The following is a 26,429-nucleotide window of genomic DNA, read 5'->3' as shown; positions in this document are numbered from 1 at the left end:
GGTGTTCGCCCAGTGTAATGGCCTGGCAATCCATGCACCGGTAAAGAGCCCTGACACCGGGCGAACGGGAAGGATTTTAATAGAATTTGGCCGATATGTCCTCGGTATAAACATGAAATTTATGCACGTAACATTTCGTAAGTCTTTGCTAAAAAACCGGATACAAACTTCTAAAACTCACCAGTTCGACCATTAAAACTGACTGTTCTTATACAACTATCCGCAGAAGAACAATTAATCTGTACAAGTAATGATCAGCTTGGGTGCTGGCTGGTCACTTTCAGCACATCGGTATAGCTCACCACAACGCTCTGCCCCACTTTCAGATCTTTCAATTTCGCCTGGACTCGCTTTTCGACGTTGATGGTTTTGGATTGGCCGGCCGGGTTTCGGCATACGCTTAGTACCCGGTCATCTCCAGATAACCCTGCCCGCCATGGCTGCCGCTCAGCCGCACCGGTCCTTCCCAATAAGGAATGCGCAAGTCCATCCAGGCCTTGGGGTTGAGGGCGCTGATGGTGATATCGAGGTACTTGGCGGGTATCTTGATCGACCAGCTCACCGGCATCGAACGGCCAGCGATTTTGGCCTTCTCCTGAGGAGTGAGGCTGATGTCGTCGGCATGCAATAACTGCGTCTGCCCTTGTGCATCGATCCAGGTGCCGGTGAGGTATGGCGCGCCGTCCTTTTGCCGCATGCGGTAGAGCATGACCTGTTCGCCGCTGTCCAGGTGCAGGGAGAACCAGTCCCAACCGGTCTGGTTGGCAGTCAGCGGTTGGCTGCTCCACTCGCGGTCGAGCCAGGCCGGGCCGCTGACGGTGTAGGTTTTGCCATCGATTTCCAATGTGCCGCTGGCCTGGAAAAACGGCTGGCTGTAGTAGTACGAGGCCTGGCCCTGTTCAGATTTCTGGCTGAAGCCTTTGTCGCCTTGAAGCACCAATGGCCTCGTAGAAGTCAGTCGCAACTGATAGCTGAAAGCCTTGTCGCGAGCGCTGAGTTGCAGGTCCGACAGGGCATCGGCATTGGTTGCCTGACTGCTGAAACGCCAGTCGTCGATCCATGCATTGAACGGCGTCAGGCTCACTCCGGCCTGGCCGACGCCGCCTCGGGCGTAGCGTTCGGCGGCATGGTGCGCCGTGGCGGAAGTCACGGCCGCATGGCCCAGCCAGATGGTCTGATTGCTCCAGCCGGGTTGCTCGGGGGACGCTTTCAAGGCGCTGCGAAACAGCGTCCATTGCGCGCCGAATTCCTGGCCTTGATCGTCCTTGAGATTGGCGGTGACGTACCACCATTCGATACGAAAGCCATCGTGGGGGCCGTGATCCGCCGGGAAGCTGAATACTCGCCCGGGCACCACTGGGGTAAATGCGGCGGCCTGATGGCCGAGGCCGGCGAAGCCTTTTTCCGGCGCAGGCGTGTTGTCGCAGCCGTTCAACAGCGTGGCCAATAACAACACACCGACCTTAATCTTCATGAGCAAACGTCCTCAGCAGATCCGCCGGTTGCGTGCGATACAGCGAGTACAACGGCCACGCCGACGCAAGCAATGTCGCGAGCAACGCCAGGCCCATCAACTGCAACAGTTGCAGCGGAAACACCCGCAACGGCAAACGCCAGCCGAAGGCCTGAACGTTGATCACCGTGTCCAGGCACCACGCCAATGCGATGCCCAAGGGCAACGCCAGCACCAGCGTCAGTACCGCCAGCAGCCAGGTTTGCCCGAGGTTCAGCAGCATCAGTTGTCGACGGGTTACACCCAGCGCCCACAGTGGCGCAAGTTGCCCGAGGCGGCTTTGGCTCTGGGTCAGCAGGCTGATGAACAGCGCCACGCCCGCGACAAAAAGCGTCAGGCTGTTGAGCGCCGCGGTGGCGGCGAAGGTGTGTTCGAACACTTGTGTGGACCAACCCTTGAGGCGAGCCTGATCGACGATGCGGCTATCGTCCAGGGCGAAGCGTGCTTGCAGCGCGGTCAGGAACCCAGGGATCGATGCCGGTTCGATGCGCAGGTTGAAACGGTTGGGCGTCAACTGCGGCCAGCCGCGCAGCAGATGATTAATGTTGACCAGCAGGTGACCCTTGGGATTGCCGTAGTCGGCGTAGATCCCGACGATCCGCGGCGACCATGGGCCATTCGGCGTCGGGATTGTCAGGTGATCACCGAGCCGTACCTTCAACCGCCGAGCCAGTTGTTCGCTGAGCATCAGCGCGTCGTCCTTGGCCAGTCGCTCCCAAGGGTTGTCACCCAAGGCTTCCAGCAGCGGCCAATGCTGACGATAAGTCGGGTGATCGATCACGCCAAAAACCTCCGCCGGCCAGCCCTGCAACTGGATCGACACTTGCCAGTTCGGTAGCACTGCGCTGACTTGGGGTTGTTGGTCAAGCCAGGTGTGCAGCTCTCGAGCCTGGGCGGGATTTTGCGGATTGAGGTAAAGCTCGGCGGTCAGGCGTTGTTCGAGCCAGTTGCTGAAGGTCTGACGGAAACCGGCGGTCATGCTGCCGGCGCCGATGTTCGCCGCCAGCGCCAACAACAGCGCCATCAAGGCCAGGCTCAGGGCCGGCAGTTGCTGGCGGCAGTCGGCGAGAAACCATTGGCCGAGCACCGAACGACTGCGCCCAAGCACCCAGTTGAGCACGCTGTTCAACACCACCGGCAAGGCCAGTGCAGCGCCGATCAATAACGCGCCCATCAACACGAAGCCACTGCTCAGGCTGTCGCCGAAGCTTAATGCCAATAACGCGATCACCGCAGCCATGGCGGCGACCCAACCCTGGCGCCGCAACCAGCGCGCGTGGGCCTGATGCCAGGCTTGCGGATTGGCCAACGCCAGCAACGGCAACCGCGCCGCCCGCAGCAAACTGTTGGCGCCGGCCAGCAAGGCGCCGAACAGGCTCAAGCCGATACCGCTGAACCACCACAGCGGACTGAGGTTCAGCTGCCCAGGCACTTCAGCACCGTACAAGCCGCGCAGGCTGGCGGCGACGTCCGGCAACAGCACGCCGGCCAACAGGTAGCCGCTGACGACGCCGGCGATACCACCGATCAGCGCCAGAGCACCTAGCTCCACAGCAAGGCAGGCAATCAACATGCGGGCACTGACCCCACAGGCGCGCAGGGTTCTGAGCAAGCCTCGGCGTTGCTCCAGCGCCAACCCGATCGCCGCGTGAACGATGAACAGGCCGACCACGAACGACAGAAAGCCCAAGGCATCGAGGTTCAGGTGGAAGCTCTCGGTCAGGCGCGCGAGATTGTTTTCTTCGCCGCTGCTTTTGAACTGGAGTTGGCCCTTGAGCTCATCAGGCAGGGTCGCGGTGAAATCCTTGGGCAGCAGCAGCCGTGACAATTGATCCGGCAATTGCAGAATCTGTTGGGCGAAGCCGATGTCCACCAGCAACACACCGGGCGCCATGTCGGTCTGGGCCCGTAGCGGCGGCAAGGTGATGCCGCTCTGGGCTATCGGGGTTTCACCTTCGTGCAAGCCCAACGCCTGCAAGGTCTGCGGCGAAATCCAGGTGCTGCCCGGCGGGGTGAAAAACTCGACAACCTGCTCGATCGCCAACGACCGCCCGGCCACTGCGGAACCGGCCGGCAGCGATACCGGTTCAATCCCCATTAACTGCAAGCTCTGGTCTTCATGGCCCTTGAGCGTCACTCGGCCTCGCAACACGGGTGAAACCGGCCAACCCACACGACGCAGGTCAACAAACAATTGCTGGGAAAACACCCCACCGCCGGGCGCACGGAGACTGGCTTGTGGTTCGCCGCCGATCAGTTGACTGGCCCGGGCGTAGCTTTCTCGCGCCTGGCTGTTCAGCGCTTGCACGCCGGTCAGCAGGCTGGTGGCGAGCCAGAGCCCGGTCAGCACACTGAAAAATTGCACCGGGTGCTGTCGCCAATGGCTGAGCAGCGCCCGCAGCGTCTCGCGGAAAACCCGCACCTCAGCGCTCGTCCGCGCCAGCCAGGCGGCCACCGTGCAGCACCACTTTTTCCGCCAACCGCGCGGCGACTCTTGGGCTGTGAGTGACCATCAGCAAAGTCGTCGGGCTGTCGTCGAGCAGCTCCAGCAACAACTTCAACACCTCATCGCTGGTGGCTTCATCGAGGCTGCCGGTGGGCTCGTCGGCCAGCAGCAGTTTGGGTTGCGATGCCAGGGCGCGACCTAATGCGACCCGTTGCTGTTGACCGCCGGACAGTTGCTCCGGATAGCGCCGCAGCAAATCTCCCAACCCAAGACGTTGCACCAGATGCGCCTGCCAACGTGGATCGTGGCGCCCGGCCAGGCGCGCCTGAAACGCCAGATTATCCTCGACGCGCAAACTGCCGATCAGGTTGAACTGCTGAAACACCAGACCGATTTCGGTTCGCCGCCAGTTCGCCAATTGGCTTTCGTTCATCTGCTCCAGCCGATGCTCGCCGCTGCGGATGCTGCCGCGATCGACCTTGTCCAGCCCGGCGATCAGGTGCAGCAAGGTGCTCTTGCCACTGCCCGACTCACCCATCAGCGCCAGGCTGCTGCCGGGTTTCAACGTGAGGTCGACGCCTTGCAATACCGGCAGTGGGCCTTGGGGGGTGGCGTAGCTTTTGAAGACGCCCTGGACCGAAAGCATGAGGGGAGACTCGTTGAAGGCAGTGGGCCTAGGATAGCGGACGGCAGGGAGACCGCGTTATCGTTAATCGCGGGCAAGCCCGCTCCCACAGGGATCGTCGGTGTTCGCAGAATCTGTGTTCACACCCATCAAATGTGGGAGCGGGCTTGCCCGCGATGAGGCCGGGTCATTCCATCGAAAACCTCACTGCCCCACCGCCACACTCGGCACCACCTGTCCCGGCGTCACAATGCTGTTCAGGTCAATGTGCTTCCACTCCGGCTTGGCCCCCAACCGCGCATTGAAACGATAGTTAAAGGTGAAATCGTCCACCGTCGGCACACTCAAGGGTTTGCCGTATACCGACTCAATCTCCGCCAGGTCATAACCCATCACCTGCAGCAACGTCGGGAAGATGTTGTAGTGACTGGAGCGATCCTTGTTGGCCGGCAACTGCGCCTGCCAGTCCAGGGTCTTCAAATCGCTGCCCTGGATCACCACCAACGGCACCAAGCCCTCCTCCTCCACCGGATCACCACCGCAGTGAGTATTGAGCCCCGGGTTACCGCGCTCGTGCAGATCCTGCCCGTGATCCGAGGTGTAAATCAGCAGCGCATGGCTCAAATCCGCCTGAGCAAACACCCGTGCGAAGAACTCGCCGACATTCCACAACACAGTATTTTTGTAGGCGTTGCGGTACAGCAACCAATCATCCGGCTGACCGTTGAAACCATCGCGTGTGCCCGTGTCCGCCACTTCGACGAACTGCCCACGGGGCAATGTCGGGCGGTAAGCCATAAACGCGTCCGGGTACTTGTCGTGCACCGGGAAATGCGCGCCGACCTTGTTGATCACTACCAGCTGCGGCTTACCGTCATTGAGCAGATCGATCAGCTTGGCCGCGGCTGCCATGTCGCGGTCACGCACGCTGGTCTGGTCGAATTGCACGAACTCGTCGATGTCCTTTTTCTCGGCAGCATTCATCAGGTTCTGCAAGTTGCCGCCGGTGCGCTGGGAGTCGATGTAAACGGTGCGCAGCCCGGCCTTTTTCGCGTACTGCCAAATCGACGGCAGCGTGCTGTTGATCCGCGTGTAGTCGGCGCGGGTGCCGCCGTAGCGCAGGGTAACATTGGTGTCGGCGCTGCAATTGGCGATGGACGCCGCGTAGCCGTAATTGAAAATGTCCACGCCCGGGCGCGGTTCCTTGAGGTTGCTGTGCACACCGAACGGCGTGTTGATGTCCAGGTAGTTGCCGGAAATGCTCTCGTCGATGATCAGCACGATGTCGTGCCCCACCGGCTGATCGATGCGTGCCAGGCTCACCGGCTCACGCGGGCCTACGGTGTTGTGCAGCGCTTCATAGGTGAACAGATTCAAATAGGCCAACGGTGTGTACATGATCGGCAAGCCACGGGCGCCCTCGCCGGCCCGCACGAACAGCACGGTGCTGAGCAGTAGTATCCCGAGCACCGGCGCCGCCACCAACAGCGCACCCGCTAATGGCGCTCGTCGACGCGGCTTGAGCCCGATACCGAACAGCAGCAACAAACCACTGACCATCGCGCTGATGATTGCATCGCGGTACTGGTACGCCGCCTCTTGAATGAACCCACCGGAATACACCAGCGACACAAAACTGCTGTAAGTCATGTAACCGGCAGTCACTTGCGTATAGACGTCAAAGAACACCGCCGAGCCAAACATCGCCAACGCGAACAGATGACGGATCAGCGTCTGACGGATGTACGCGGTCATGAACAGCGCTACCGTCAGTGCAACAAACATCCCGCCATACAGCAACACCGGGTAACCGATGCCCAGTGCAGTGAGGCGATCAAGGTAGTCGTCGTAGTTTTTGAGTAAATACAGAACCAGCAACAGTTCCTTGAGGTATCGGATCATGGCAGTTGGAATCACTCCGCGAACAGCGTTGGCCAATAGTTTGTCGGCCACTTTCTGACACTAGCACCGAGCCCTCGAAGCGCAAGAAATGCCGGTTTTTTGCCAAAAGCGTCAAAAAAACGTTGCCTCAAATCTGACACTCCAAAACGTCTGTAACCCTTGTGTTTCAAGCCTTACGACCGTTTATCGTTTTCTTCAAATCCTCAGAAACCCCTCAAAACCGCGGCAAATCCAGCAGCGGCAAGCACTTGATGGCAAAGAGCCCGTGAAATCGGGGTTTTCCCGGTCGCGTTACCCGTCATTTTGCTGACTCTCTTTCCCATGGCTGGGCTATACCCCTTTTGACAGTCTCATTTCAGTTACATCCACCGTCTTACGAGGCACGCCAATGTGGACGTGAGCGTATTTGGTACGGGCTATGTAGGCCTCATTCAAGCAGCAGCATTGGCCGATGTCGGACATCGCGTCTTGTGCGTCGATATCGACCCCAACAAGATCAGGCAACTGCAGCAAGCCGTGCCCCCGATCAGCGAACCGGGACTGTCCAGCACACTGGAAGACAACATCAAGGCCGGTCGACTGCTCTTCTCCACACAGGCCAGTGACGCGGTCGAACACGCCGAACTGATTTTCATCGCGGTGGGTACACCCGCCGATGAAGACGGTTCCGCCGACCTCAGCCATGTGCTGAATGTGGCTCGGCAGATCGCCAGTTTCATGGAGTCCGATCGCACCCTGATCATCAAGTCCACCGTGCCGGTGGGCACCGCGGACCAGGTGGCAAACACCGCCAACGAAGAACTGCAACGCCGTGGCAAAAAGGCGTTGAACGTGCGGGTGGTGTCCAACCCGGAGTTTCTCAAGGAAGGCAGCGCCCTGGCCGATTGCATGCGCCCGGACCGGATCATCGTCGGCACCAATGACGATGAAGCGCGCAACCAATTGAGCGAACTCTATGCGCCGTTCTGCCGCAACCGCGAAAAGCTCATGTTCATGGACAACCGCAGCGCCGAGCTGACCAAGTACGCCGCCAACGCAATGCTCGCCACCCGAATCAGTTTCATGAACGAACTGGCCAACCTCACCGAGTTGCTGGGGGCCGACATCGAAGCGGTGCGCAAAGGCATCGGCTCGGACCCGCGCATCGGTTACCACTTCATTTACCCCGGCTGTGGCTTCGGCGGCTCGTGCTTTCCCAAAGACCTGCGTGCCCTGTTGCACACCGCCGAACACAACGGCATGCCATTGCGTCTGCTGCGCAGCGTCACCGAAGTGAACGACAGCCAGCGGCACATTCTGTTCAGCAAACTGCAGGCGCTGTTTCCCGATGGCCTGGCTGGCAAATCCATCGCGATTTGGGGCCTGGCCTTCAAGCCCAATACCGATGACATGCGCGAAGCCCCCAGCCGTTATCTGATGGAGGCGCTGTGGGCCGAAGGTGCGAGCGTGCAGGCTTATGATCCGGAAGCCATGTCCGAGTGCCGACGCATTTACGGCTACCGCGATGACCTGCACCTGTGCGCCACCCGCGACGACACCCTGGAAGATGCCGACGCGCTGGTGATCTGCACCGAGTGGAAGAATTTCCGTGTGGTCGATTTCGACCTGCTGGCGAGCAAATTGCGCGCACGGGTGATCGTCGACGGGCGCAATCTTTACAACCCGGAGCACGTAGCGGCGGCCGGTTTGCACTACAGCGGCATCGGGCTTCGGCGCATCGCTCCCGAGGCGCCACGGCCATGAAGATACTCGTCACTGGAGCGGCCGGTTTCATTGGAGCCCATTGCATGTCGCGGTTGTTGCGCGACGGGCATGAGGTTTTCGGGCTGGATAATTTCAACGATTTCTACGACCCGCAACTCAAACACGACCGCGTGGATTGGGTGCGTAAACAAGTCGGCGACTTCCAGCTCGCGAAAGTCGATGTGGCCGACGCCACGGCCCTCGACGCATTGTTTGTTCGTGAACAACCGGAGGCGGTGATTCACCTCGCGGCCCAGGCCGGGGTGCGTTACTCCCTGGAAAATCCCCGGGCCTACGTCGACAGCAATCTGAGCGGGTTCCTGAACATCCTCGAAAGCTGCCGCCACCACCCGGTCAAACACTTGATCTATGCCTCGTCCAGTTCAGTGTATGGCGCCAACCAGCACACGCCTTACTCGGTCAAGGACTGCGTCGATCACCCGTTGTCGCTGTACGCCGCGACCAAAAAAGCCAATGAGCTGATGGCCCACAGCTACAGCCATCTGTTCGGTATTCCCTGCACCGGTTTGCGTTTTTTCACCGTGTACGGGCCTTGGGGCCGGCCGGACATGTCGCCGATCCAGTTCGCCCGGGCGATTACCGAAGGTCAGCCGCTGAAGCTGTTCAACTACGGCCAGCACCAACGTGATTTCACCTACATCGACGACATCATCGAAAGCATCGCCCGTCTGATCGAGCGCGCCCCCCAAGCAGCACCGCAGTGGAACCGCGAACAACCGGACCCGGCCAGCAGCATGGCGCCATGGCGCATTTACAACATTGGCGGACAACAGCCAGTGGAGCTCAAGGACTACCTGGCGCTGCTGGAAAAACACCTCGGACAAAAAGCCCTCGTCGAGTTGCTGCCCCTGCAACCGGGCGACGTGCTCAACACCTGCGCCGATGCCAGCGATCTGGCCCAGGCCACCGGTTTCCAGCCACGGATCGAGCTGGATGAAGGACTCGGACGATTCATCGCCTGGTTCCGTGACTACTACCCACTGCGCAACGCCCACTCGCCACTCGCGGAAGGGCTTCAGCGGAGGACTCTATGACTGGACATGAAAAAGGCGTGTTGCTCAATCACATGCAGCGTGACAAACGCCTGGACCCCGAACACCGAATGCGCCTGGACTCAGCAATTCACATGCAGGGCCGCGGCTGGATGACCGGCCGCGACGGTGGCCGGCCCTGGACGCTGTCGCGAACCAACCGGGTGGTTGCATGCCTTGGCGCGCTGGTGATTCTGCTGCTGCTCTCCCCTGTGCTGCTGGGCCTGGCGCTGGTGATCAAGTTCAGCAGCCCGGGGCCGGTGATGTTCGTGCAACAACGCACCGGCTACCGCGGCCGCCTGTTCGGCATGTACAAGTTCCGCACCATGGTGGCCAACGCCGAGGAGCTCAAGGAGTCCCTGCGGCACCTGAACAAGCACGGCGCCGACGCCATCGATTTCAAGATCGACGACGACCCGCGAATTACCCCCATTGGCGGCTTCCTGCGGCGCAGCAGCCTCGATGAGTTGCCCAACCTGATCAATGTAGTCAGCGGCGACATGCGCTTGGTCGGTCCGCGACCGACCTCGTTCAACGCCTATCGCTACAAGGACAGCCACCTTGCACGCCTGAGCATCTACCCCGGCATGACCGGCCTGTGGCAGATCTCCGGACGCAGCAATATCGACTTCGACCAGCGCGTTGAGTTGGACCTCAGCTATATCGCCGAGCAGAGCCTGTTGCTTGATCTGAAGATTCTGTTGAAAACCCCCTTCAAAGTATTCAGCGGCCACGGAGCGAGTTAAATGGACGGTTCATCGAATAAAAGCCTGACCATCGCCAGCCCGAGCGAGTCCAACCTGACCTCGACCGTGCTCGACCTGGATCTGCGGATCCTGTTCCTGACCGCTGCCAATCCAGGCGCCGGCACCACCACCAGCGCCCTGGCGCTGGCCAGCCAACTGGCGTCAATGAGCAGCGGCCAAGTGCTGCTGGTCGACGCCAGCCAGTCGGAGGACAACCTCACGCAACAGCTGGGGCTGAGCAAAGAGCGCGGCTTTCGCGACCTGCTGTTCAACGACTCGCCGCCGCTGCTGCAGGACTGCCTGGTGAACGTCTCCAGCCTGCCCTTCCACATCCTGCCGAACGGACGGCACATCCGCGGCGCCGAGCACCTGACGACCGAACAGCTGGCCCCGTTGCTCAACCAATTGGGCGATCGGTATCGCTTCGTGGTGATCGACGGCGACGCGGTGTATTCGGCCGCCGACACCCTGGTCATCAGCACCTTGGCGGACGGTGTGATCATGGTGGTGCGCGCCGAAGACACGCGCTGGGAAGTGTCCCAGGCCGCGGTCCAGCGCCTGACCCAGGCTGGCGCAAAACTGGTGGGCAGCGTCTTCAACCGACGCAAGTACTACATGCCCAAATGGCTCTACAAAAACCTGTAAGCAACCGCAAAAAGGATGACGCCATGAACGCCAAAATGCTTGTCCTGCTGTTGCTGCCGCTTGCAGGTTGCTCCAGCACCAGTGAAACCCAGAGTATGCCGGTGCAAATCCTCACGGCCGAGCCGGCCAATGCCCAGGCCACCGACATGCCCAAGGTCGAACAGACCTTGCGGCCCAAGGATGTGCTGGACGTGATATTCCACATCAGCACCAGCGGTTCGCAGGCTTATCGGATTCAACCCGGTGACCAGGTCGCCCTGAACTTCACTGCGGCCAGCCAGCTCAACGGCACTCAACTGGTGCTGCCCGACGGCACCATCGAACTGCCGGGAGCCAACACCGCGGTGAAAATCGGCGGGATGACGTCGGTCGAAGCCCGGGAGGAAATCCAGCGTGTCTATAACCGTAAAGCCCTGTTCCAGCCCAATCGCAACCAGCTGACCGTGCTGGTCACCAGCCCGCTGAGCAACGAGCAGAACCTCAAGAGCACCCTGAACCACCCCGCCACCGGCATGAGCCGGGAGATCACCGTGGGCAACGACGGCTATGCCAGTTTCCCGGAAGTCGGCTCCGTACCGCTGCAAGGCATGACCGTCAGCCAACTGGAAACGTACCTCAATCAACGCTACGCGCAATTGCCGGGACGGATGACCGTCGACGTCATGCTCAAATCCACCTCGGGCAACGAAATCTATGTGCTGGGTGAAGTCGCGCAACCGGGCTCCTACCCGATTCGCCGACCGGTCTCGGTGCTTGAAGCGCTGACCCTGGCTCGTGGCACTAGCGTCAAGGCGCGACTCGATTCGGTGGTGATCATGCGCCGCACCGGCAACCAGGTGCATGCCGTGCACTACGACGTGGAAAAAGCCTTGTCCGGTGACGCGTCGCAGATTGCTTACCTGCAACCTGACGACATGCTCTACGTGCCCAAGACCAAACTGGCCAGCGCCGGTGAGCTCGCGCGGCAACTGGCGGATGTGGTGTTGTTTCAGGGGGTCGGCTTCAGCTTCGGCTACCGCGTCGACAACAAAGGCAGTAACAACTAACGCTCAGGTGACCGGCCATGAACCCAAAGGAAAACTACCTGCATGAGTTCTTCAGGATCTTCTTCGCCAACAAAAAGCTGGTGAAACGAGTCTTCCTGGTCTTTGCAGTCATTGCCCTGGTGTTGCCGCTGATGCTCAAACAGAGCTTCGACATCACCGCCCAGGTGATCGTGCAGTCCAAAAAACTCTCTCAGGGAGATGCCACCACGTCCCTGACCCAGGGCGACGCCTCTTTCATTCCACCGTCACTGGCGGACATGGAAACCGAGAGCAATATCCTGCGCTCGCCAGCGCTGATCCGTCAGACCATCAGCGACCTGCTGGCCAAAAACGAGTACACGCCCAACACCGGGGTGATCAGCAAATTTGTGACCGAACCGCTCCAGCGTTTCGTGACCAACCCCTTGCGTGAATACGTGGTCAATCCGGTGCGCGATGCGTTCGGGCTTGAGACCGATCCCGTGCGGGATACCGACCTGGATGTCTTCACCCAGCAGGCCACCGAAAACCTGAAAATCGATACCCTGCCGGGTTCCAACGTGATCTCCATTGTCTACAGCTTTGGCGATCCCGCCCAGGGCACCCGGTTTGTCGCGGCGCTGCTGCAAAACTACCTGATCAGCCGTCAGGAACTGCAATCGATCGACCTGCCGCAGAGCTTCTACGAAACCAAGAAAAAGCAATATCAAGTGCGTCTCGATGGTCTGGAAGGCACTCGACTGAAGTTGCTTGAAGGGGTGGGTTCATCCGATCCGAAGGAAGAAATCACCTTCCGCCTCAACGCCATCAACACCGAGGAACAGGCCCTGAGCCTGTATCAGGATCGCCTGCTGCAAAGCCAGCGCTGGCTCGACTACCTGAAAACCGCCCTGACGTCAGCCACCAATACGTCCCGGCTCAGCGATTACACCTTCCCCTTCACTTTCACCACCACGGTGGACAACGTTGCCTTCGAAGACCGCGAGATCAGACAGCTCGGTGAGCAACTGACGACTCAGGTCAGCCGCTACATGAACGACCTGGCGGTCTTTCAGCCGGGCAGTGAACCGATGCTGTTGACCCGCGAGCAGATTTCCCGCACCCGTCAGCAATTCCTGAAAGTCGTCAGCAACCGGATCCAGGAGCGGACCAACGACCTGGCGATTATCACCTCGGTGATCAACCTGAAAACCGCGCGCATCGCCGAGTTCAAAAACCGCATCCACCAGTTGCAAGTGGCTCAGAGCAAGTTGCAGCAGATGGACACCGAGATCACTGCGATGCACGCGGCGTTCTCCACCTACGCCCAGCGCTTTGCCGAAAGCAGCACCTCCCGGGCGTTGGACAACGATTTGTCCAACGCCCGGGTACTCAGCCCGCCGTTCGAACCGACCGATGCGGCGTTTCCCAAACCGCTGCTGATCATTCCGTTCGGAATGCTGACAGGTTTGCTGCTGGCGATTGCCTTCGTCTACGTGCGTGAGTTCTTCGATCACCGCTTCAAACACCCAGCGCAAATCACCCATGAACTGGGCTTGCCGGTGCTGTTGGTGATCAACGATCAGGACGCCCTGCCGAACAACCCGCACAAAAACTGGACCGTGCCTAGCTTCGTGCATTGGGTGCGCCATTGAACGGGCCGCTCAGCGCCAGCGCTCTGCCGATCATGCATTTGATCAGCAGCGGCGGCTTCTATGGGGCTGAGCGGATGCTGCTGGACCATTGCCTGGCGACGCCGGGGCGGCACCAAGTGCTGTTTCTCGATGCGCCGCCAGCACTGATCGCGCGATTTCGCGAGGCCGGGATTGACTGCCGTAATTGTGCGGGACTCAGGGAATTGCTGCGTCATTTACGTCAGCGGCGGGCTGAACAGCCGCTGATCAACACGCACAATTTCAAGGCTCTGTTATTTGGTTGGGTGAGTGCGACGTTGTTGGACTTGCCGTTGGTGATTACTCAACACGGTTTCACCCCACGCAGTCGCAAGCAACGCCTCTACGGCTGGCTGAGTTTGCAACTGTGTCGCACGGCGTCAGTGCATCGCGTGGTTTGCGTGGCCGAAAGCATCGCCGTGCTGCACCGCAAGGCCAGTGTCCGGACGGAGAAAGTGCAAGTGATTCCCAATGGTCTGCCAACCGCTAGCGATCTGCTGCCCCCACCTGCCAAACACCTGCGCTGGCTGGCGGGTTACGTCGGTCGGCTGAGCAATGAAAAAGGCCCGGACCTGTTTCTCGATGCGCTGATTCCGCTCTGTCAGCAACACCCGCAACTGGACGCCGTGATGCTCGGCGACGGCCCGGAACAGGAACCCCTGCTGGCGCGGATTGCCGCTGCCGGCTTGCACAAACGCATCACCTTGCCGGGTTACCAGACCGACATGAACCGATGGTGGCAGCAACTCGATGCACTGGTGATCAGTTCACGCACCGAGGGCACGCCGATGATTTTGCTGGAAGCGATGCAGGCCGGTGTGCCGGTGGTGGCGTTCAGCGTCGGCGGGATTCCCGATGTACTGGAGGACCGGCACAACGGCCTGCTGGCGACACCCACCGACAGCGCCGCCCTCGCCCGGCAGATCGACACGCTGCTCCGTGAGCCGGCACTGGCTCGCGAATTGATCGACAACGCTAGACGTACGCAATTGGACCGTTACGACCTGAAGGCCTTGGCCGAACGCTGGTCGCAACTTTATATCCGTACTGCACGGGAGGCACGCGCGTGATCTTTCCGCTCTCGATCGTCAGCCTGCTCGCCCTGGTCTGCCTCGGTTTGCTGGCCAGCCCTTATCCGTATCTGGCGCCCGGCGCGGTGCTGGGCCTGGTGGCGGTCGCGGTGCTCTACCGAAAACCGGCCTGGGGTTTGTTGGGCATCGCGGCACTGGTGCCGTTCGAAGGTTTCTTCAAGGGCAACGCACTGTCGGGCACCAAATTCATCGGTGCGTCACTGGCACTGATCCTGATGTTGCAGCTGGCCCTTCACCAGATTCCATCCGAACGCCTGCGCAGCAACATCTGGCGCTACCTGATCTGGTTCATGGTGTTGTACGGGTTGAGCATGATCAATACCGACAACCTGGACATGTCCCAGAGCCATCTGCGGGATCTGAGCGTCGGCCTGGTTCTGTTTGTGATCACCTTGCTGATCGGCCGTGAGTTGAACCTCGATCTGTTCGCCCGGCTGGTGACCCTCAGCGTCAGCACGACCAGCGCCCTGGCCATGTTCTCCACCAAGTATCAGGACCAGGGCCGCGCCGCCGGGCTGCTGGACGACGCGAACTCGTTTGCCCTGCTGATCGCCTTCGCCGTGCCGTTGGCCCTGTTGCTGGTGATCCGCAGCCCGAACCTGTTGCACCGATTGTTCTGGGGCGGCTGCTGCATTTTGCTGCTGGGCGGCATGACCAAAACCGATTCCCGTTCCGGGCTGGTGGTCCTGTTCCTGAGCTTGATGATCGGCGCCTGGCACTACCGCGCGCAGTTGCCACGCATCCGGCCGCGCCACTTGGGTTTTGCCATGCTCGGCCTTGCGATCGTGATCCCGGTGGGGATTTATTCGATGCCGGCCGGTTACCTCAAGCGCATCCAGTCCTTGAGCGTCTTGAAAGAAGGCGCCAAAAGCCAGGACGAGTCCCTCGGTCGCCGTGCGTCATACCTTGTGGTCGGCAGCCAGATCATTCGTGAGGACCCGTTGCTCGGTTCTGGCCCTGGCACTTTCCCGCTGCACTACGCCACCTCCGGTTACGCCAAGGTGTTTTCCGCCAACCGCAAGCCCGGCGACCTGTACCGTCGCGCTCACAACACTTACATGGAAATCTTCAGTGAACTGGGGATTCCCGCCGGGCTGTTGTTCGTCGGCATGCTGGGCCTTGGGATGTACAACCTGATCCGCGCCCGTCACGCCTGGTTGCTGCGACGGGATTGGGAGCAGGCCGACCTGATCACGCACCTGGGCATAAGTTATCTGTCGTTGACACTGTTTTTGATGTTCCTCAGCGCACCGAATCACAAGTACCTGTGGATCATGCTCGCCCTGTCCTGGGTGCTACGCCTCAAGGCTGAAGAACGTCCGCTGACGGAGGCCAAGGCATGAGCCGCATCAGCCTCGTCATTCCGATGTACAACGAAGCCCGGCACATCGGCCGGACCCTGCTCGCTGCGCAACGCGCCGCCAATGCCGCAGGGCTGGAATGCGAGTTGATCGTGGCCGACAACGGTTCCAATGATCAAGGGCCGCACATTGCGCGGCAAATGGGCGCGCAGGTGCTGGTTCTGCCGGGCCTGCTGATAGGTGCGCTGCGCAATCGCGGCGCCGCCGTTGCCACAGGCGAATGGCTGGCCTTCATTGATGCCGACATCGAAATGCCCGAGGACTGGCTCACGCTGTTGTTGAGCATCCAACCTGCGGTTCAGGTCGACGTCCTGGGACTGGACCTGCACACCCCGGCCGAAGCCCCGTGGTATGCCAATGCCTGGCAACGCCGCACGTTGCGCCCGAACGATGAAACGTTGAAAACAGTGCGATGGCTGCCCAGTTCCAACCTGTTGATGCGTCGTCCATGGTTCGACAAGGTCCGCGGCTTCAACGAAAACCTGCGCACCGGCGAAGACAAAGATTTCACCATGCGCCTTTCCCACTCTGGCGCACGCCTGCTGTCCGTCAACCAGAGCGTTGCCCTGCATTGGGGTTACGAGAGCAGTTGGCGCGAATGGATGGGCAAGGAGTTCTGGCGTCAGGGAAGTCACCTGCAATTACTGCGCAGCCACGGCATGAATATGCGTTTACTGCGTTTCCCGATGCTGTCGATCATCGCCTGGGTGTTGGATTTCATGGCGCTGTCCGCCCTGCTCAACGGTTCCCCCCTGCTGGCGCTATTGATGCTGTTCATAACCAGCCTGCCAGCGCTCGCCCAGAGCCTGCGCCAGAGCCTGAAACACCATGACGTTGGCCTGATGCTGCAACTGTGGGGCCTGCATTGGGTGCGTCTGCACCTGGCCGGTGCCGCGCTCATTTTGAGCCTGTGTCATTGGAATGCCAGGAGGCCGGCCCGTGGCTGAATTCATTTTCTGGTTGTGCCTGTTATTGCCGGTGTATGCCTGGCTCGGCTACCCGCTGCTGCTGACGCTGATCGCGCCGTTGTTCCGTGCGCGGCGTCATGCGCCAGCCCCCCCCATGAATGTCAGCATCATCATCGCCGCGCACAACGAGGCCCCGCATATCGAAGAGAAGTTGCGCACCCTGCTCGCCCAGGATTATCAGGCACGCTCGCTACACATCATTCTGGCTAGCGACGGCTCCACCGACGACACCGTGGCCTGCGCCCACAAGGTCATCGACCCGCGCATCAGCGTGCTCGACCTGCCCCGCCAGGGCAAAGCGGCCACCTTGAATGCCGGCGTCGCCCTGAGCACGGGCGAGATTCTGGTGTTCACCGATGCCGACAACCAATGGGCGACCGACACCCTCGGCCAGTTGCTCGCGCCCCTGGCCGACCCTGAGGTCGGGGCTTGCGCCGGGCACATGCGGATCCCGATGCCGGGCAACGGCCTGAGCCTGGGCGACAGCCTTTATCGGCATTACGAAGGCTGGTTGCGCAAGGTGGAAAACCGCACCGGCTGCATGGTCTCCGCCGACGGTGCCCTGCTTGCCCTGCGCCGCGAGTTGTTCCAGCACGTGCCGGCGGAGGTCAACGACGACTTTTTTATCAGCACCTGCGCGCCGGTGGCGTTCAAGCGCATCGTCTATGTGCCCGAAGCACACGTGAGCGACCAGGGCGTCGACGAAATCGCCAAGCAATGGCGTCGTCGCCAGCGCGTCACCGTCGGCGGCCTGCAAAGCCTGGCCCAGCGCCGGGAGCTGCTGAACCCTTGGAAGTATGGCCTGTATGCGATTGCACTGATCAGCCACAAGCTGATTCGACGCCTGGCACCGATCCTGTTGCTGCCATTGCTGCTGAGCAATCTCTGGCTGTGGAATGTACATGGCTTCTATCGCCTGAGCCTGATCGCGCAACTGCTCGGTTACGCGATGGCCATCGTCGGCCTGCTGGATGTGCAACACCGTTTGCCCAAACCCTTTCGCCTCGCCGCGTTTGTTCTGGTGACCCTTGCCGGGATGAGTATCGGTCTTTGGCAGTTCTTGCGCGGCCAGCGGTACGCGCAATGGAACCCCGAGCAAAATCGTTGAAAGGACCGCGCCATGGCGATCAAACAATTATTAAAACGCACCAGTGGCTGGCTCTATCTCAACTCGCCGGTAGGCCGTCACCAATTGCACGGTGCCGGGGTGATCCTGATGTTGCACCGGGTGCTGGCCAATGACCGCGCCGCCGAGCTGCCCCATCGCAATGAATTGTGCGTCGGGCCTAAGGCCTTTGCACATCTGCTGCTCTGGTTGAAAAAACACTTCGACTGCGTGCCACTGATGGAGATCTTGCAACCCGGCGCCATCAGAACCGATCGGCCAAAAGTTACGCTGACCTTCGACGACGGCTGGCGCGACAACGCGCTGAATGCCTTCCCGTTGCTAAAGAAGCATCAGGTGCCGGCAAGCATTTTTCTCTCCACCGATTTCATTGGCAGCCGGCAACGTTTCTGGTGGGAAAGCCTGGGGGAAACCCTGTGGCACAGCCACGGTGAAAAAGCCCGGACGCATTTGATTGAGTGCCTGCAACAGCTAGGGCGACCGTTACCGGTGCTGCTCGATGACCTGGATGTGCAGCGCCGTAGCCTGGCGCTTTTGCATTTTCTGCAAAGTCTGAAAACCTTGCCTGCGGGCGAACTGAACCGGCTTACCGATCAATGCCCGGAGGAATCGTTGCCCCAGGCTCTGGACTGGCATCAGGTACGCGCGCTGGAAGCCAGCGGGTTGATCCGCTTCGGCCCCCATGGCGCCAGCCACGCGATCCTCACCGACCTGGACGATCAACGTCTGGATGAGGAACTGAGCCGCAGCCGCAATGCCCTGCTGAACGGTTGCAATCGGCCACTGCCGGTCTACTGCTACCCCAATGGCAACCATGATGCGCGGGTGCGTGAACACGTGGCAGACCACGACTTCCCGTTTGCCCTGGGCACCGCCGCCGGGATTTATCGTGGTATCAGCGATCCATTGGCCTTGCCACGCATCGGCATCAGCCAGCGCACGGCGCGTAATCCAGAGTTGCTGTCCTGGCGCATCTATCGCGGAGCCCGGCCATGAGTCGCAGCCACTATCTCAAACACCTGGCCCTGAGCATGGGCACCAAACTGGCGATGATCGGCCTGCGGCTGCTGCGCAACGTATTGCTGGCACGAATTCTGGGTCCCAGCGAGCGCGGCCTGTTTGCGTTGCTCAGTACCCTTCCCGATTTGATCAGCGCCGCCACCAGCGGCGGGCTTAATTCGGCGGTGGGGTATCAGGCGGCCAAGCAACGGCCCATGGGATTGTTGCTGAGCCAGGTGCTGGTGTTTGGTTGCCTGCTGGCGGGTTTGCTGACGTTGCTGGTGGTGGCACTGGTGCGAGAGTTCGGCAATGAACTCGACATCACCACGCAACTGGGATTGCTCGCCTGGCTGTTACTGCTGGCGGTGCCGCTGACCGTGCTCAAGAGCGGTCTGCTGACCTTGCACAATGCATCGGGCGGTGTGGTGGCATTCAACGCCTTGCGGCTGGTGGAATCCCTGGCACCATTGCTGCTGTTTCTGGCGTTGTTCTGGATGTGGAAAGACGCAGCCCTGGAAGCGGCGCTGATCAGTTGGCTGGCCGGCCTCAGCCTGGTGGTGTTGGCCGGTTGGTTCTGGCTCAAGCGCGCTCAGCCCCTGGCGTTGCAGTGGGACCGCGCCAGCCAGAATGAACTGCTGCGCTACAGCGCTCGCAGCCATCCGGACCTGTTGTTCCAGCAAGTGATTCTGCGCTCTGATTTCCTGTTCATCGGCGCCCTGCTCGGCAGCACGGCGTTGGGGCATTACGCCATGGCCAGCGCCGCCGCCGAATTGCTGCTGATCGTCCCGGAAGCGGTGACTACGCCGCTGATGAAACGCCTGCTGCAACAGGACGAAGGCATGGATCGCCTGACGCCGTTGGCGCTGCGCCTGACCGCCACGGTGATGCTCGGTGCCTGCCTGACCATGGCGGTGATCGGTGAATGGCTGATCGTCACGCTGTTCGGCGTTGCCTATCAGCCGGCTTACCCGGCGTTGCTGGCGCTGCTGCCGGGGCTGCTCGGTCTTTGTTATGCGAGCATCCTGCGCCTGGATTTGCTGGGCAAAAATCGCCCCGGCACGATTTCGCTGTTGATGGGGCTCGGCGCGTTGCTGAACCTGGCCCTGAACCTGTTGCTGATCCCGATTTACGGCATCGTCGGCGCCGCGACGGCATCGTCCATCGCCTACCTGGCGGTAACCCTCGCGCTGCTGGTGATGTATTGCCGGTTGAGTGGCGTACCGGCCTGGCAAACCCTGATCATCCTGCCCAGCGATGTGGCCCCGATGCTGCAAATGCTGCAACGGAAATCGGCATGAAACGCCTCATGCTGCTGTTGAGCCTGGGCCTCGGTTTGAGCGCCCAGGCGGCGCCCATGCGCTGGGCTGATATTCGCGACGGCAGCCTGTACCTGCAAACGGATCGCCCCGACACGCTGACTATTCGCTGGGTCCCTGCCTGGCAGGCGGATGCCAACGAAGAACACCTGTACCTGCTCGATGGCAACGGCAACCTGAAGGGCGAGCGCCTGATCGGCGCCAGTGAAACCCGAGGCAAGCAGAGCTGGCCGCTGGCACCGAGTGCCGCCAGTTATCGACTGGAAATTCCGGGCTACAGTTTCCGCCGCTACACGATTGAACACGACGAACACACCGTGGCGTTGTTCGCCCCGGCCAAGGTGCATTTCAGCGCCGAAACCCGTGGCGGCGATGAGCTGTATTTCAAGGTCGCACCCGGGGAACACGCTGTACTGGCCGGCAAGTTTCACGGTGGGATCAACGCCCTGCTGGCCCAGCGCGTGGGCGACAACAAACAGCTGTCCCTGGCGCTGAAACCCTATCGCGCCTATTGGCAGTTCGATCAGCTGGCATTGCCCGTCACTTCGGACGAACAGGTCTGGCGCCTGCGTCTGCAAGGCAGCGGCAAGGTCGCGTTCTGGCTCGATGGCACGGCGAACCTGTTCGCCCAGAACCCGCAGCAACTCAAGCCGCTGCGCGAGGACGATGGTCAGACCCGCTTGACCCTGCACCAAGAGATGCTCGGCCCAACCCCGAACCTGGGCATTTACTTGCCCTACGTGCTGCCCCCTCAATCCAGCTTCGCAGCGCTCGACGCCCTCAAGCCCCAGGCGGGCACCTATTACAGTTTCGTTGACGTCACCGCGCAAAATCCGCACCACGAAGATGCGTTCCGCCAGCTCTATCTGAACCGCTTCGGCATCACCCAGGACCTCACGCTGTTGGCCGGCAGCCAGCGCCAGGCCGATCTGCGGGCCGACACCCAAAGCAACGCCGGCCTCGACGCGTGGCTCGCCGCCACTCGCGCCCTCGGCGGCACCGGTACTCATTACATCGCGTTTGCCGACGAGCCGAACCTCAATTACCCGAGCTACGCCGACTACCAGGCGATCTTCAACAGCATGGCCCGGCAAGTGCGCAGCGATCCGGCCAACGCCAAGGCCGGTGTGCGCATCGCCATGCCCGCCACTTCGCGCTTCGTCAACGGCCCGTTCGCCGACAACGCCGTCGACAAGCGCGGTATCGATTGGGCGCGGCGCCTGCTGGCCGAATCCGGCGAGCAGATCGACGCCCTCGCCTGGCACGAATGGATGATTCGCGACCTGCTGGCGACTCGGGTCTATCGCGACAGTGTGCGCCGTGCCGCCGAGTTGGTGGGCCTCGATGCCAAGGGCCGGCCACGCAAGGCCTTGCTGCTGGATCAGACCAACCTGTCCAGCGGCTCAAGCCTGAGCCCCTACGATCAGGAAACCCATTTCGCTTCGCTGTGGTGGACCTCGGTGGTCATCAACTCGGCCCAGGACGGGTTGCTGGACATGCTCAACTGGTTCCAGGCCGCCGACGAGCCGACTTACCCCAAAGGCATGGTGCGGGTGCTGGGCGGTGATCGTTTCGAACTCAAACCGGTGGGCCTGGCCCAGCAATTCATCCAGCAACACTGGCTGAAAAACGTCATGCGCCTGGACAACGACGCCTTCGAAGTCGACGTGCTGGCCATGGCCACCGAACGCCAGCGAAGTTTACTGGGGGTCAACAAGGGAGTGCGCTTGCAGCGTGTCGATCTGGCCGGGGCAACGTGCCCGCTGGTCAAGGGCGCGCTGGTGTATTTCGGTGCCGACAGCCGCAGCCGTAGCGCTCAATTCAACTGTCACGACGGTCGCGTCAGCTTCGACCTGCCGGGCGAAACCCTGTTCGCCTTGAGCTGGAGCGCCTCATGAACACCATCAACTTGCATCACCACGACCGCGCCGCGCTCGACTGCGCATTGCAGCACATCATCCGCGACCGGTCCCTGTCAGGAGGCACTGACATGAATGCCATGAGGAGACTTAGCCAGCTACACAAACCGTCCCATTCACCTGTTCCTGAGGCGGTGGGCTGAACTTATGGTGGCACGATTCGAATGGCGCACGTCGTTGTGCGCCCCGGACTTTCCGACAGCCGCTTATGAGGGGTTGTGCGGGCGCGTGACGGACCATACGCCGTTCAACACCCTCGCCTGGCTGCGCGCAGCGGAACAGGCACTGACGGCCAAGGAACACTTGCACGTTCTACTCGGCTGGCAAGGCGATGAATTAGCCTTGTGCCTGCCGCTGGTGGCGTCCGTGGAGCGCTTTGGAAAGCTGCCATTTCGGGTCCTGCGTCACCTCGGTTATCCCCTCACCGATCGCCTGGCCCTGCTCACCTGCCTCGATGCCGACAGCATGCGCAAGGCGCTGGTGATCATCCGCCGTCGCGTGCCCCATGCGATGCTGCAACTCAATGAATTGTCCGAACCCATCGGCGAAGAAAGCGCGCTGACCGCATGGATGGCCCACAGCTCGACCGGCGAGCGTCGCCTCAGTTGCCGGGTGCCGGTGCATTTGATCAGCGAGGCCGACCGCCAGGAAGTCTCCGGCGACCCGCGCTACAAACTGCGTCGGGCGCGTAAACGCATGTTGGCCTATGGTGCGCAGGTCCGACGCGTAACCCCTGACGCGGCCACCATCGGGCCTTTGTTGCAGGCCCTCAGCGAAGTCGAAGCGCAGAGCTGGAAAGGTGTCGAAGGCGTCGGGATTTTCACCAGCAACAGTAGCCGACAATGGATCAACCTGGCCTTCACCGCCCTCGCCGAACAGGGACTGCTGCGGGTGGTGCTGCTGGAAGTGGACGGGCGCTGCATCAGCTACCGGCTCGGCTTGCTGGAAGAGGGCCGGCTGTACGACTACAACCTGGCGTTCCTGCCCAAATACGCCGATCTGGGCAGCGGTCGTGTGCTGCTCGAAGAGTGGATTCGCTGGGGGCTGGACGACAACTGGCACTGGATCGACGCTTCGCGGGTCAGCCTGATGAACTCCAGCCATCAACTCCAGGAGCGCATGACCGGGCAACTGGAGCACTGGCGCTGGAGCTTCTACTCCTGGCGCCCCAGTGGCCTCGCTCTGGGGTTGGCCATGCGGCTCTGGCACCGGGTAAAACCCTGGCTGAAAAAATGGCGCGACTGGCGTGCAGCGGCGCTGGTTGTTCCTGTTACCACTCCTACTCCCGCGCCCGCCGACAAAGGCCTTGCGCCCATTGAAAAAAACAAGAAGGGTGAACATGCCTCGCCAAGTCATAGTCAACGCTGACGATTTCGGCCTCAGCCTGAGCGAAAACGCGGTGATCCTCGGTGCCTTCCAGGCCGGGGTCATCAGTTCTGCAACCGCCATGGCCAACATGCCGGCCTTCGAGGAGGCCTGCGCCCTGGCCCAGCAGCCGTTGCTCCAGGGGCGAATCGGCTTGCACTTCAACCTCACCTATGGCCGGCCGCTGAGCCCGTCGATTCTCGCGCGTTCGACGTTCTGTGACAGCCAGGGCATGTTCGACCTCGACCTGCCCCGCCACAGTCTCTGGCTCAACCGCCTGGATCGCGAAGCGGTGCTGGAGGAACTCCAGGCTCAATGGCAACGCTGCCTGGATAACGGCCTTCTCCCAAGCCACATCGATTCCCATCAGCACGTGCACAACATCTGGCCCATCGGCGAAATCGTCGCGCGCTTTGCCGCCTACCAAGGGGTGCCCGTGCGACTGGCCCGCCACCTGGGAAACAACCTGAGTGTGCCCAAGCGGGTGTTCAAGACATTGCTCAATCATCGATTGAACCGCCTGGCCGGAGCGACTGCCCAGTACGTGTGCACCCCGGTGGACCTGCGCAACGTGGCGATGCCGATCGACGGCCTATTGGAAATCGTCGTCCACCCGACCCATATCGGCGCCGATTTTGGCGATATTTATTTAAACCCCGGAGAGTCTCTGGCTCACATGCTGGAACTGCGTCTTCCGGGCATTCCGAGAGTGTCCTATGCCGTTGTGCCAAAGGCGTTCAAAGAGGGACCGCAGTACTCGACTGAGCTTCACACCGTGCAATCTTGATTTATCGCCATTTAAAACCTTACCCACCCAACCCTGGCTTCAGCCTCGGAGGACTTCATGAGCGCCATCGACAAGCTTCACGAACGCATCAAACAAAAAGGCCTGCTCCACACGCTCCAGACGCTCTGGAAGCGTTATGTGTTTTTCCATCGGGAGCTGTTATGGCTGGGGCGCGATCTGGTTACCCCGGTGGCACCGCACAATCTGCGGCCCTACACGGGCTTGCGTCTGGTGACCATCACCCCGGAAAACGCCACGGCTTTCACCAAGTATTACGGTAACCGCGTCAAGGCCATGGCCGAAATCGCCGCCGAGGGCCATACCGGGCACATGTACGTGGACGAGCAAGGTGATGCCATCGGATTTATCTGGGGCAGCGCCAGGGACTACTTTGACCGGCACTATTACGGCTGCTGGTTCCGGGTCAATCCCGGTGAATTCTTCGAGTTCGGCGGTGAAATGATCCCCCAATACTTTGGCACCAGCTTGTCAGTTGATGCCCAGTTCAAACTCTGGGATGCAATGCGGGCCAAAGGCTGCAACAAGATCGTGGACGTCTGCGATACCCGCAACATCCAGGCCATGAAAATGCACCTGCGCATGGACTACCAGGAGCAAGGGCGCATCACCCACATCTACGACCTGTTCGGCCGCTTTCGCTTCTTCCGCGAAACCCACTACAGCGGCTCGCGGCTGACTGCGCTGCGCAAACCGGAACAGCAGACAGCGACTGCGGCGCAGGCGTGATGGGGGGAGCGATTGTTGTTGCTTGACTGAAGACAGTATCGCCGTCATCGCGGGCAAGCCCGCTCCCACATGACCGCATTTCCCTGTGGGAGCGGGCTTGCCCGCGATGACGTCATGTTGCCTACACAGTTCAGCGAAAAATACACCAAACTCAAGGAACCGACTGACTTCTCATACCTGCGCGAACCTATACATTCGAACAGGAATGAGGAGTCAAAACCATGAGCCACAAACTCACATATTTCGATATAACAGCACTGCTCGACAGTGACGAAGCCATCAGCGAGTACCTCTCTCAGGTACTGGCAGACGGCGACAACGAAGAATTTCTTCGGGCTATTGGCTACGTGGTAAAGGCCCGTGGCATGACACAAATTGCCAAAGACTCCGGAATGGGCCGCGAAAGCCTGTACAAAGCCTTCGCGCCAGGCGCGAAACCACGTTTTGATACGGTTCTAAAGGTCATTCATGCCCTTGGCATTGATCTCTGCGCACAACCGGGACATGCGGCAAATCACTCAACTCTCTGAGAGTGTCCTTGGCACTATGTTGTTCGCCTTCACCGCCACCAACGTGTAACACAACGGCAACTGCGCCTTTTGCTGCTGATACCGATCATAGAGTTCTTCGCGGTTGGAATGCGGGTACTCCTTGAAGTGGCTGATCTGCAACCCCGCCCCGACGACACCGGTGAAGATGGCGCCCAGGGTGTGGACGAACCAGTAGGACGCTGAGGCCGGCTGTTCGACTTTGCCTTCGTAGACGATCGGCTGGTTCTGGACGAAAGGCTCGCTGCGAAAATACGAGCTGTCCGGGCGATAGGGATCGGCTGACTCGGGGTCGAACATCTCCAGGAACGGGTGGGTTTCGTACACCACCAGAGCACCGCCGGGCTTGAGGGTTTGCGCGGCATGGCGCAAGAATTCGGCGATGTCGGGCATCCAGTTCAAGACGCCGATGGTGATCAACGCCACGTCGAAGCGCTGGTGAAGTTCAGTCGGCAGGTGATGGATGTCCGCCTCGATGAATGCAGGCTCATGGGGTGAACGGGATGCCAGCTCCCGGGCCTGATCGAGAAAGGCCTCGGACTGGTCGACTCCCTCCACACGGCGGGCTCCCAGCGCAAACAGCGAAAGACTTTCGCGTCCGTTGTTGCAGCCCAGTTGCACCACCTCCTTGCCGTCGACGCCAACCTGTTGAAGCAACCCGCTGAGGGTGTCATCCAGGCAGGAAAAATCGCCATGGCTCACGGCACTCAAACAGGCCTGCCACTCAGGGGCGTCTTTGTGGTGTTGGGCGGAGTCATTCCACGCATCGCGATTGCTGGCGATGGCTTTTTCTTTTGTCGGCATTTCCATTGCACGCTCCAGAATTCGGGCCTTTGATTGGCCGGCACGAGTC

At 60.7% G+C, this 26,429-nt stretch carries 23 protein-coding genes; 18 read left to right on the top strand and 5 right to left on the bottom strand.

The genetic code is table 11. The features are described from left to right. Window positions 1-400: 400 nt before the first annotated feature. The 4 genes from AB7M22_RS07815 to AB7M22_RS07800 form a co-directional block, all read right to left on the bottom strand. The gene (locus AB7M22_RS07815; protein ID WP_454185804.1) at window positions 401-1,474 is read right to left on the bottom strand and encodes a lipocalin-like domain-containing protein; all 1,074 of its coding nucleotides are present in this window, start codon (window positions 1,472-1,474) and stop codon (window positions 401-403) included. Beyond that, entirely contained in the window at window positions 1,464-3,935 is a 2,472-nt protein-coding gene (locus tag AB7M22_RS07810) for an ABC transporter permease (protein WP_454188769.1), read from the bottom strand. Before AB7M22_RS07810 ends, AB7M22_RS07815 begins: the two co-directional genes overlap by 11 nt. 1 nt (window position 3,936) lies before the next feature. Continuing rightward, window positions 3,937-4,605 (bottom strand): ABC transporter ATP-binding protein, encoded by a 669-nt coding sequence (locus AB7M22_RS07805; RefSeq protein ID WP_454185803.1) that lies wholly within the window; start codon window positions 4,603-4,605, stop codon window positions 3,937-3,939. A 183-nt stretch (window positions 4,606-4,788) separates the two neighbouring features. Continuing rightward, window positions 4,789-6,486: a sulfatase-like hydrolase/transferase gene (locus AB7M22_RS07800; protein ID WP_454185802.1), complete on the bottom strand. Its 1,698-nt coding sequence runs from the start codon at window positions 6,484-6,486 to the stop codon at window positions 4,789-4,791. 390 nt (window positions 6,487-6,876) lie between these two features. On the opposite strand from AB7M22_RS07800, the gene AB7M22_RS07795 reads away from it, so the two are divergent. From AB7M22_RS07795 to AB7M22_RS07710, 18 genes are all read left to right on the top strand, one after another. Next, complete coding sequence (locus tag AB7M22_RS07795; RefSeq protein WP_454185801.1) at window positions 6,877-8,229, top strand: UDP-glucose dehydrogenase family protein; 1,353 nt, start codon at window positions 6,877-6,879, stop codon at window positions 8,227-8,229. Beyond that, window positions 8,226-9,284: an NAD-dependent epimerase gene (locus tag AB7M22_RS07790; protein ID WP_454185800.1), complete on the top strand. Its 1,059-nt coding sequence runs from the start codon at window positions 8,226-8,228 to the stop codon at window positions 9,282-9,284. Before AB7M22_RS07795 ends, AB7M22_RS07790 begins: the two co-directional genes overlap by 4 nt. Next, the gene (locus AB7M22_RS07785) at window positions 9,281-10,027 is read left to right on the top strand and encodes a sugar transferase (protein ID WP_454185799.1); all 747 of its coding nucleotides are present in this window, start codon (window positions 9,281-9,283) and stop codon (window positions 10,025-10,027) included. Before AB7M22_RS07790 ends, AB7M22_RS07785 begins: the two co-directional genes overlap by 4 nt. Beyond that, the gene (locus AB7M22_RS07780) at window positions 10,028-10,672 is read left to right on the top strand and encodes a CpsD/CapB family tyrosine-protein kinase (protein ID WP_454185798.1); all 645 of its coding nucleotides are present in this window, start codon (window positions 10,028-10,030) and stop codon (window positions 10,670-10,672) included. Between the two features lie 23 nt (window positions 10,673-10,695). Further along, window positions 10,696-11,718 carry a polysaccharide biosynthesis/export family protein gene (locus tag AB7M22_RS07775; protein WP_454185797.1) on the top strand — a complete coding sequence of 341 codons (1,023 nt, stop codon included), beginning with the start codon at window positions 10,696-10,698 and terminating at the stop codon, window positions 11,716-11,718. 17 nt (window positions 11,719-11,735) lie between these two features. Further along, window positions 11,736-13,331, top strand: a complete 1,596-nt coding sequence (locus AB7M22_RS07770) for a GumC family protein (protein WP_454185796.1) — start codon at window positions 11,736-11,738, stop codon at window positions 13,329-13,331. A gap of 32 nt (window positions 13,332-13,363) precedes the next feature. Continuing rightward, window positions 13,364-14,419, top strand: a complete 1,056-nt coding sequence (locus tag AB7M22_RS07765) for a glycosyltransferase family 4 protein (RefSeq protein WP_454188768.1) — start codon at window positions 13,364-13,366, stop codon at window positions 14,417-14,419. Then, window positions 14,416-15,783, top strand: coding sequence for an O-antigen ligase family protein (locus AB7M22_RS07760; protein WP_454185795.1), 1,368 nt, complete (start codon window positions 14,416-14,418; stop codon window positions 15,781-15,783). Before AB7M22_RS07765 ends, AB7M22_RS07760 begins: the two co-directional genes overlap by 4 nt. Continuing rightward, window positions 15,780-16,748, top strand: a complete 969-nt coding sequence (locus tag AB7M22_RS07755; protein ID WP_454185794.1) for a glycosyltransferase — start codon at window positions 15,780-15,782, stop codon at window positions 16,746-16,748. The genes AB7M22_RS07760 and AB7M22_RS07755 overlap by 4 nt, the downstream gene beginning before the upstream one ends. Next, window positions 16,741-17,877 (top strand): glycosyltransferase family 2 protein, encoded by a 1,137-nt coding sequence (locus tag AB7M22_RS07750; RefSeq protein WP_454185793.1) that lies wholly within the window; start codon window positions 16,741-16,743, stop codon window positions 17,875-17,877. Before AB7M22_RS07755 ends, AB7M22_RS07750 begins: the two co-directional genes overlap by 8 nt. Before the next feature lie 12 nt (window positions 17,878-17,889). Beyond that, window positions 17,890-18,891: a polysaccharide deacetylase family protein gene (locus AB7M22_RS07745; RefSeq protein WP_454185792.1), complete on the top strand. Its 1,002-nt coding sequence runs from the start codon at window positions 17,890-17,892 to the stop codon at window positions 18,889-18,891. Beyond that, window positions 18,888-20,192, top strand: a complete 1,305-nt coding sequence (locus AB7M22_RS07740; RefSeq protein ID WP_454185791.1) for a lipopolysaccharide biosynthesis protein — start codon at window positions 18,888-18,890, stop codon at window positions 20,190-20,192. The genes AB7M22_RS07745 and AB7M22_RS07740 overlap by 4 nt, the downstream gene beginning before the upstream one ends. Beyond that, window positions 20,189-22,108 carry a hypothetical protein gene (locus AB7M22_RS07735; protein ID WP_454185790.1) on the top strand — a complete coding sequence of 640 codons (1,920 nt, stop codon included), beginning with the start codon at window positions 20,189-20,191 and terminating at the stop codon, window positions 22,106-22,108. Before AB7M22_RS07740 ends, AB7M22_RS07735 begins: the two co-directional genes overlap by 4 nt. Further along, entirely contained in the window at window positions 22,105-22,272 is a 168-nt protein-coding gene (locus AB7M22_RS07730) for a hypothetical protein (RefSeq protein WP_454185789.1), read from the top strand. Before AB7M22_RS07735 ends, AB7M22_RS07730 begins: the two co-directional genes overlap by 4 nt. Before the next feature lie 4 nt (window positions 22,273-22,276). Beyond that, the gene (locus tag AB7M22_RS07725; RefSeq protein WP_454185788.1) at window positions 22,277-23,497 is read left to right on the top strand and encodes a GNAT family N-acetyltransferase; all 1,221 of its coding nucleotides are present in this window, start codon (window positions 22,277-22,279) and stop codon (window positions 23,495-23,497) included. Further along, on the top strand, window positions 23,469-24,281 hold the full coding sequence (locus tag AB7M22_RS07720; RefSeq protein ID WP_454185787.1) for a ChbG/HpnK family deacetylase: 813 nt from the start codon (window positions 23,469-23,471) through the stop codon (window positions 24,279-24,281). Before AB7M22_RS07725 ends, AB7M22_RS07720 begins: the two co-directional genes overlap by 29 nt. 57 nt (window positions 24,282-24,338) lie before the next feature. Continuing rightward, the gene (locus tag AB7M22_RS07715) at window positions 24,339-25,028 is read left to right on the top strand and encodes an N-acetyltransferase (RefSeq protein WP_454185786.1); all 690 of its coding nucleotides are present in this window, start codon (window positions 24,339-24,341) and stop codon (window positions 25,026-25,028) included. Between the two features lie 221 nt (window positions 25,029-25,249). After that, window positions 25,250-25,558, top strand: coding sequence for an addiction module antidote protein (locus AB7M22_RS07710; RefSeq protein WP_454185785.1), 309 nt, complete (start codon window positions 25,250-25,252; stop codon window positions 25,556-25,558). On the opposite strand, the gene AB7M22_RS07705 is transcribed toward AB7M22_RS07710, so the two are convergent. After that, window positions 25,547-26,386: a class I SAM-dependent methyltransferase gene (locus tag AB7M22_RS07705; protein ID WP_454185784.1), complete on the bottom strand. Its 840-nt coding sequence runs from the start codon at window positions 26,384-26,386 to the stop codon at window positions 25,547-25,549. The two genes, AB7M22_RS07710 and AB7M22_RS07705, sit on opposite strands and share 12 nt — an antisense overlap. Window positions 26,387-26,429 lie beyond the last annotated feature (43 nt).

This window comes from Pseudomonas sp. ADAK2 TE3594 (assembly GCF_053628675.1).
The sequence above is the reverse complement of the archived record's forward strand: the minus strand, read 5'-3'. Positions and strand labels throughout refer to the sequence as shown.

What these genes read in the sequence shown, in the direction of transcription:
- AB7M22_RS07785 (WP_454185799.1), top strand. Translation starts at nt 9,281, where the DNA reads ATGACTGGACATGAAAAAGGCGTGTTGCTCAATCACATGCAGCGTGAC.
- AB7M22_RS07730 (WP_454185789.1), top strand. Translation starts at nt 22,105, where the DNA reads ATGAACACCATCAACTTGCATCACCACGACCGCGCCGCGCTCGACTGC.
- AB7M22_RS07705 (WP_454185784.1), bottom strand. Translation starts at nt 26,386, where the DNA reads ATGGAAATGCCGACAAAAGAAAAAGCCATCGCCAGCAATCGCGATGCG.
- AB7M22_RS07710 (WP_454185785.1), top strand. Translation starts at nt 25,250, where the DNA reads ATGAGCCACAAACTCACATATTTCGATATAACAGCACTGCTCGACAGT.
- AB7M22_RS07800 (WP_454185802.1), bottom strand. Translation starts at nt 6,486, where the DNA reads ATGATCCGATACCTCAAGGAACTGTTGCTGGTTCTGTATTTACTCAAA.
- AB7M22_RS07790 (WP_454185800.1), top strand. Translation starts at nt 8,226, where the DNA reads ATGAAGATACTCGTCACTGGAGCGGCCGGTTTCATTGGAGCCCATTGC.
- AB7M22_RS07715 (WP_454185786.1), top strand. Translation starts at nt 24,339, where the DNA reads ATGAGCGCCATCGACAAGCTTCACGAACGCATCAAACAAAAAGGCCTG.
- AB7M22_RS07805 (WP_454185803.1), bottom strand. Translation starts at nt 4,605, where the DNA reads ATGCTTTCGGTCCAGGGCGTCTTCAAAAGCTACGCCACCCCCCAAGGC.
- AB7M22_RS07770 (WP_454185796.1), top strand. Translation starts at nt 11,736, where the DNA reads ATGAACCCAAAGGAAAACTACCTGCATGAGTTCTTCAGGATCTTCTTC.
- AB7M22_RS07765 (WP_454188768.1), top strand. Translation starts at nt 13,364, where the DNA reads ATGCATTTGATCAGCAGCGGCGGCTTCTATGGGGCTGAGCGGATGCTG.
- AB7M22_RS07735 (WP_454185790.1), top strand. Translation starts at nt 20,189, where the DNA reads ATGAAACGCCTCATGCTGCTGTTGAGCCTGGGCCTCGGTTTGAGCGCC.
- AB7M22_RS07720 (WP_454185787.1), top strand. Translation starts at nt 23,469, where the DNA reads ATGCCTCGCCAAGTCATAGTCAACGCTGACGATTTCGGCCTCAGCCTG.
- AB7M22_RS07745 (WP_454185792.1), top strand. Translation starts at nt 17,890, where the DNA reads ATGGCGATCAAACAATTATTAAAACGCACCAGTGGCTGGCTCTATCTC.
- AB7M22_RS07740 (WP_454185791.1), top strand. Translation starts at nt 18,888, where the DNA reads ATGAGTCGCAGCCACTATCTCAAACACCTGGCCCTGAGCATGGGCACC.
- AB7M22_RS07775 (WP_454185797.1), top strand. Translation starts at nt 10,696, where the DNA reads ATGAACGCCAAAATGCTTGTCCTGCTGTTGCTGCCGCTTGCAGGTTGC.
- AB7M22_RS07815 (WP_454185804.1), bottom strand. Translation starts at nt 1,474, where the DNA reads ATGAAGATTAAGGTCGGTGTGTTGTTATTGGCCACGCTGTTGAACGGC.
- AB7M22_RS07725 (WP_454185788.1), top strand. Translation starts at nt 22,277, where the DNA reads ATGGTGGCACGATTCGAATGGCGCACGTCGTTGTGCGCCCCGGACTTT.
- AB7M22_RS07755 (WP_454185794.1), top strand. Translation starts at nt 15,780, where the DNA reads ATGAGCCGCATCAGCCTCGTCATTCCGATGTACAACGAAGCCCGGCAC.
- AB7M22_RS07780 (WP_454185798.1), top strand. Translation starts at nt 10,028, where the DNA reads ATGGACGGTTCATCGAATAAAAGCCTGACCATCGCCAGCCCGAGCGAG.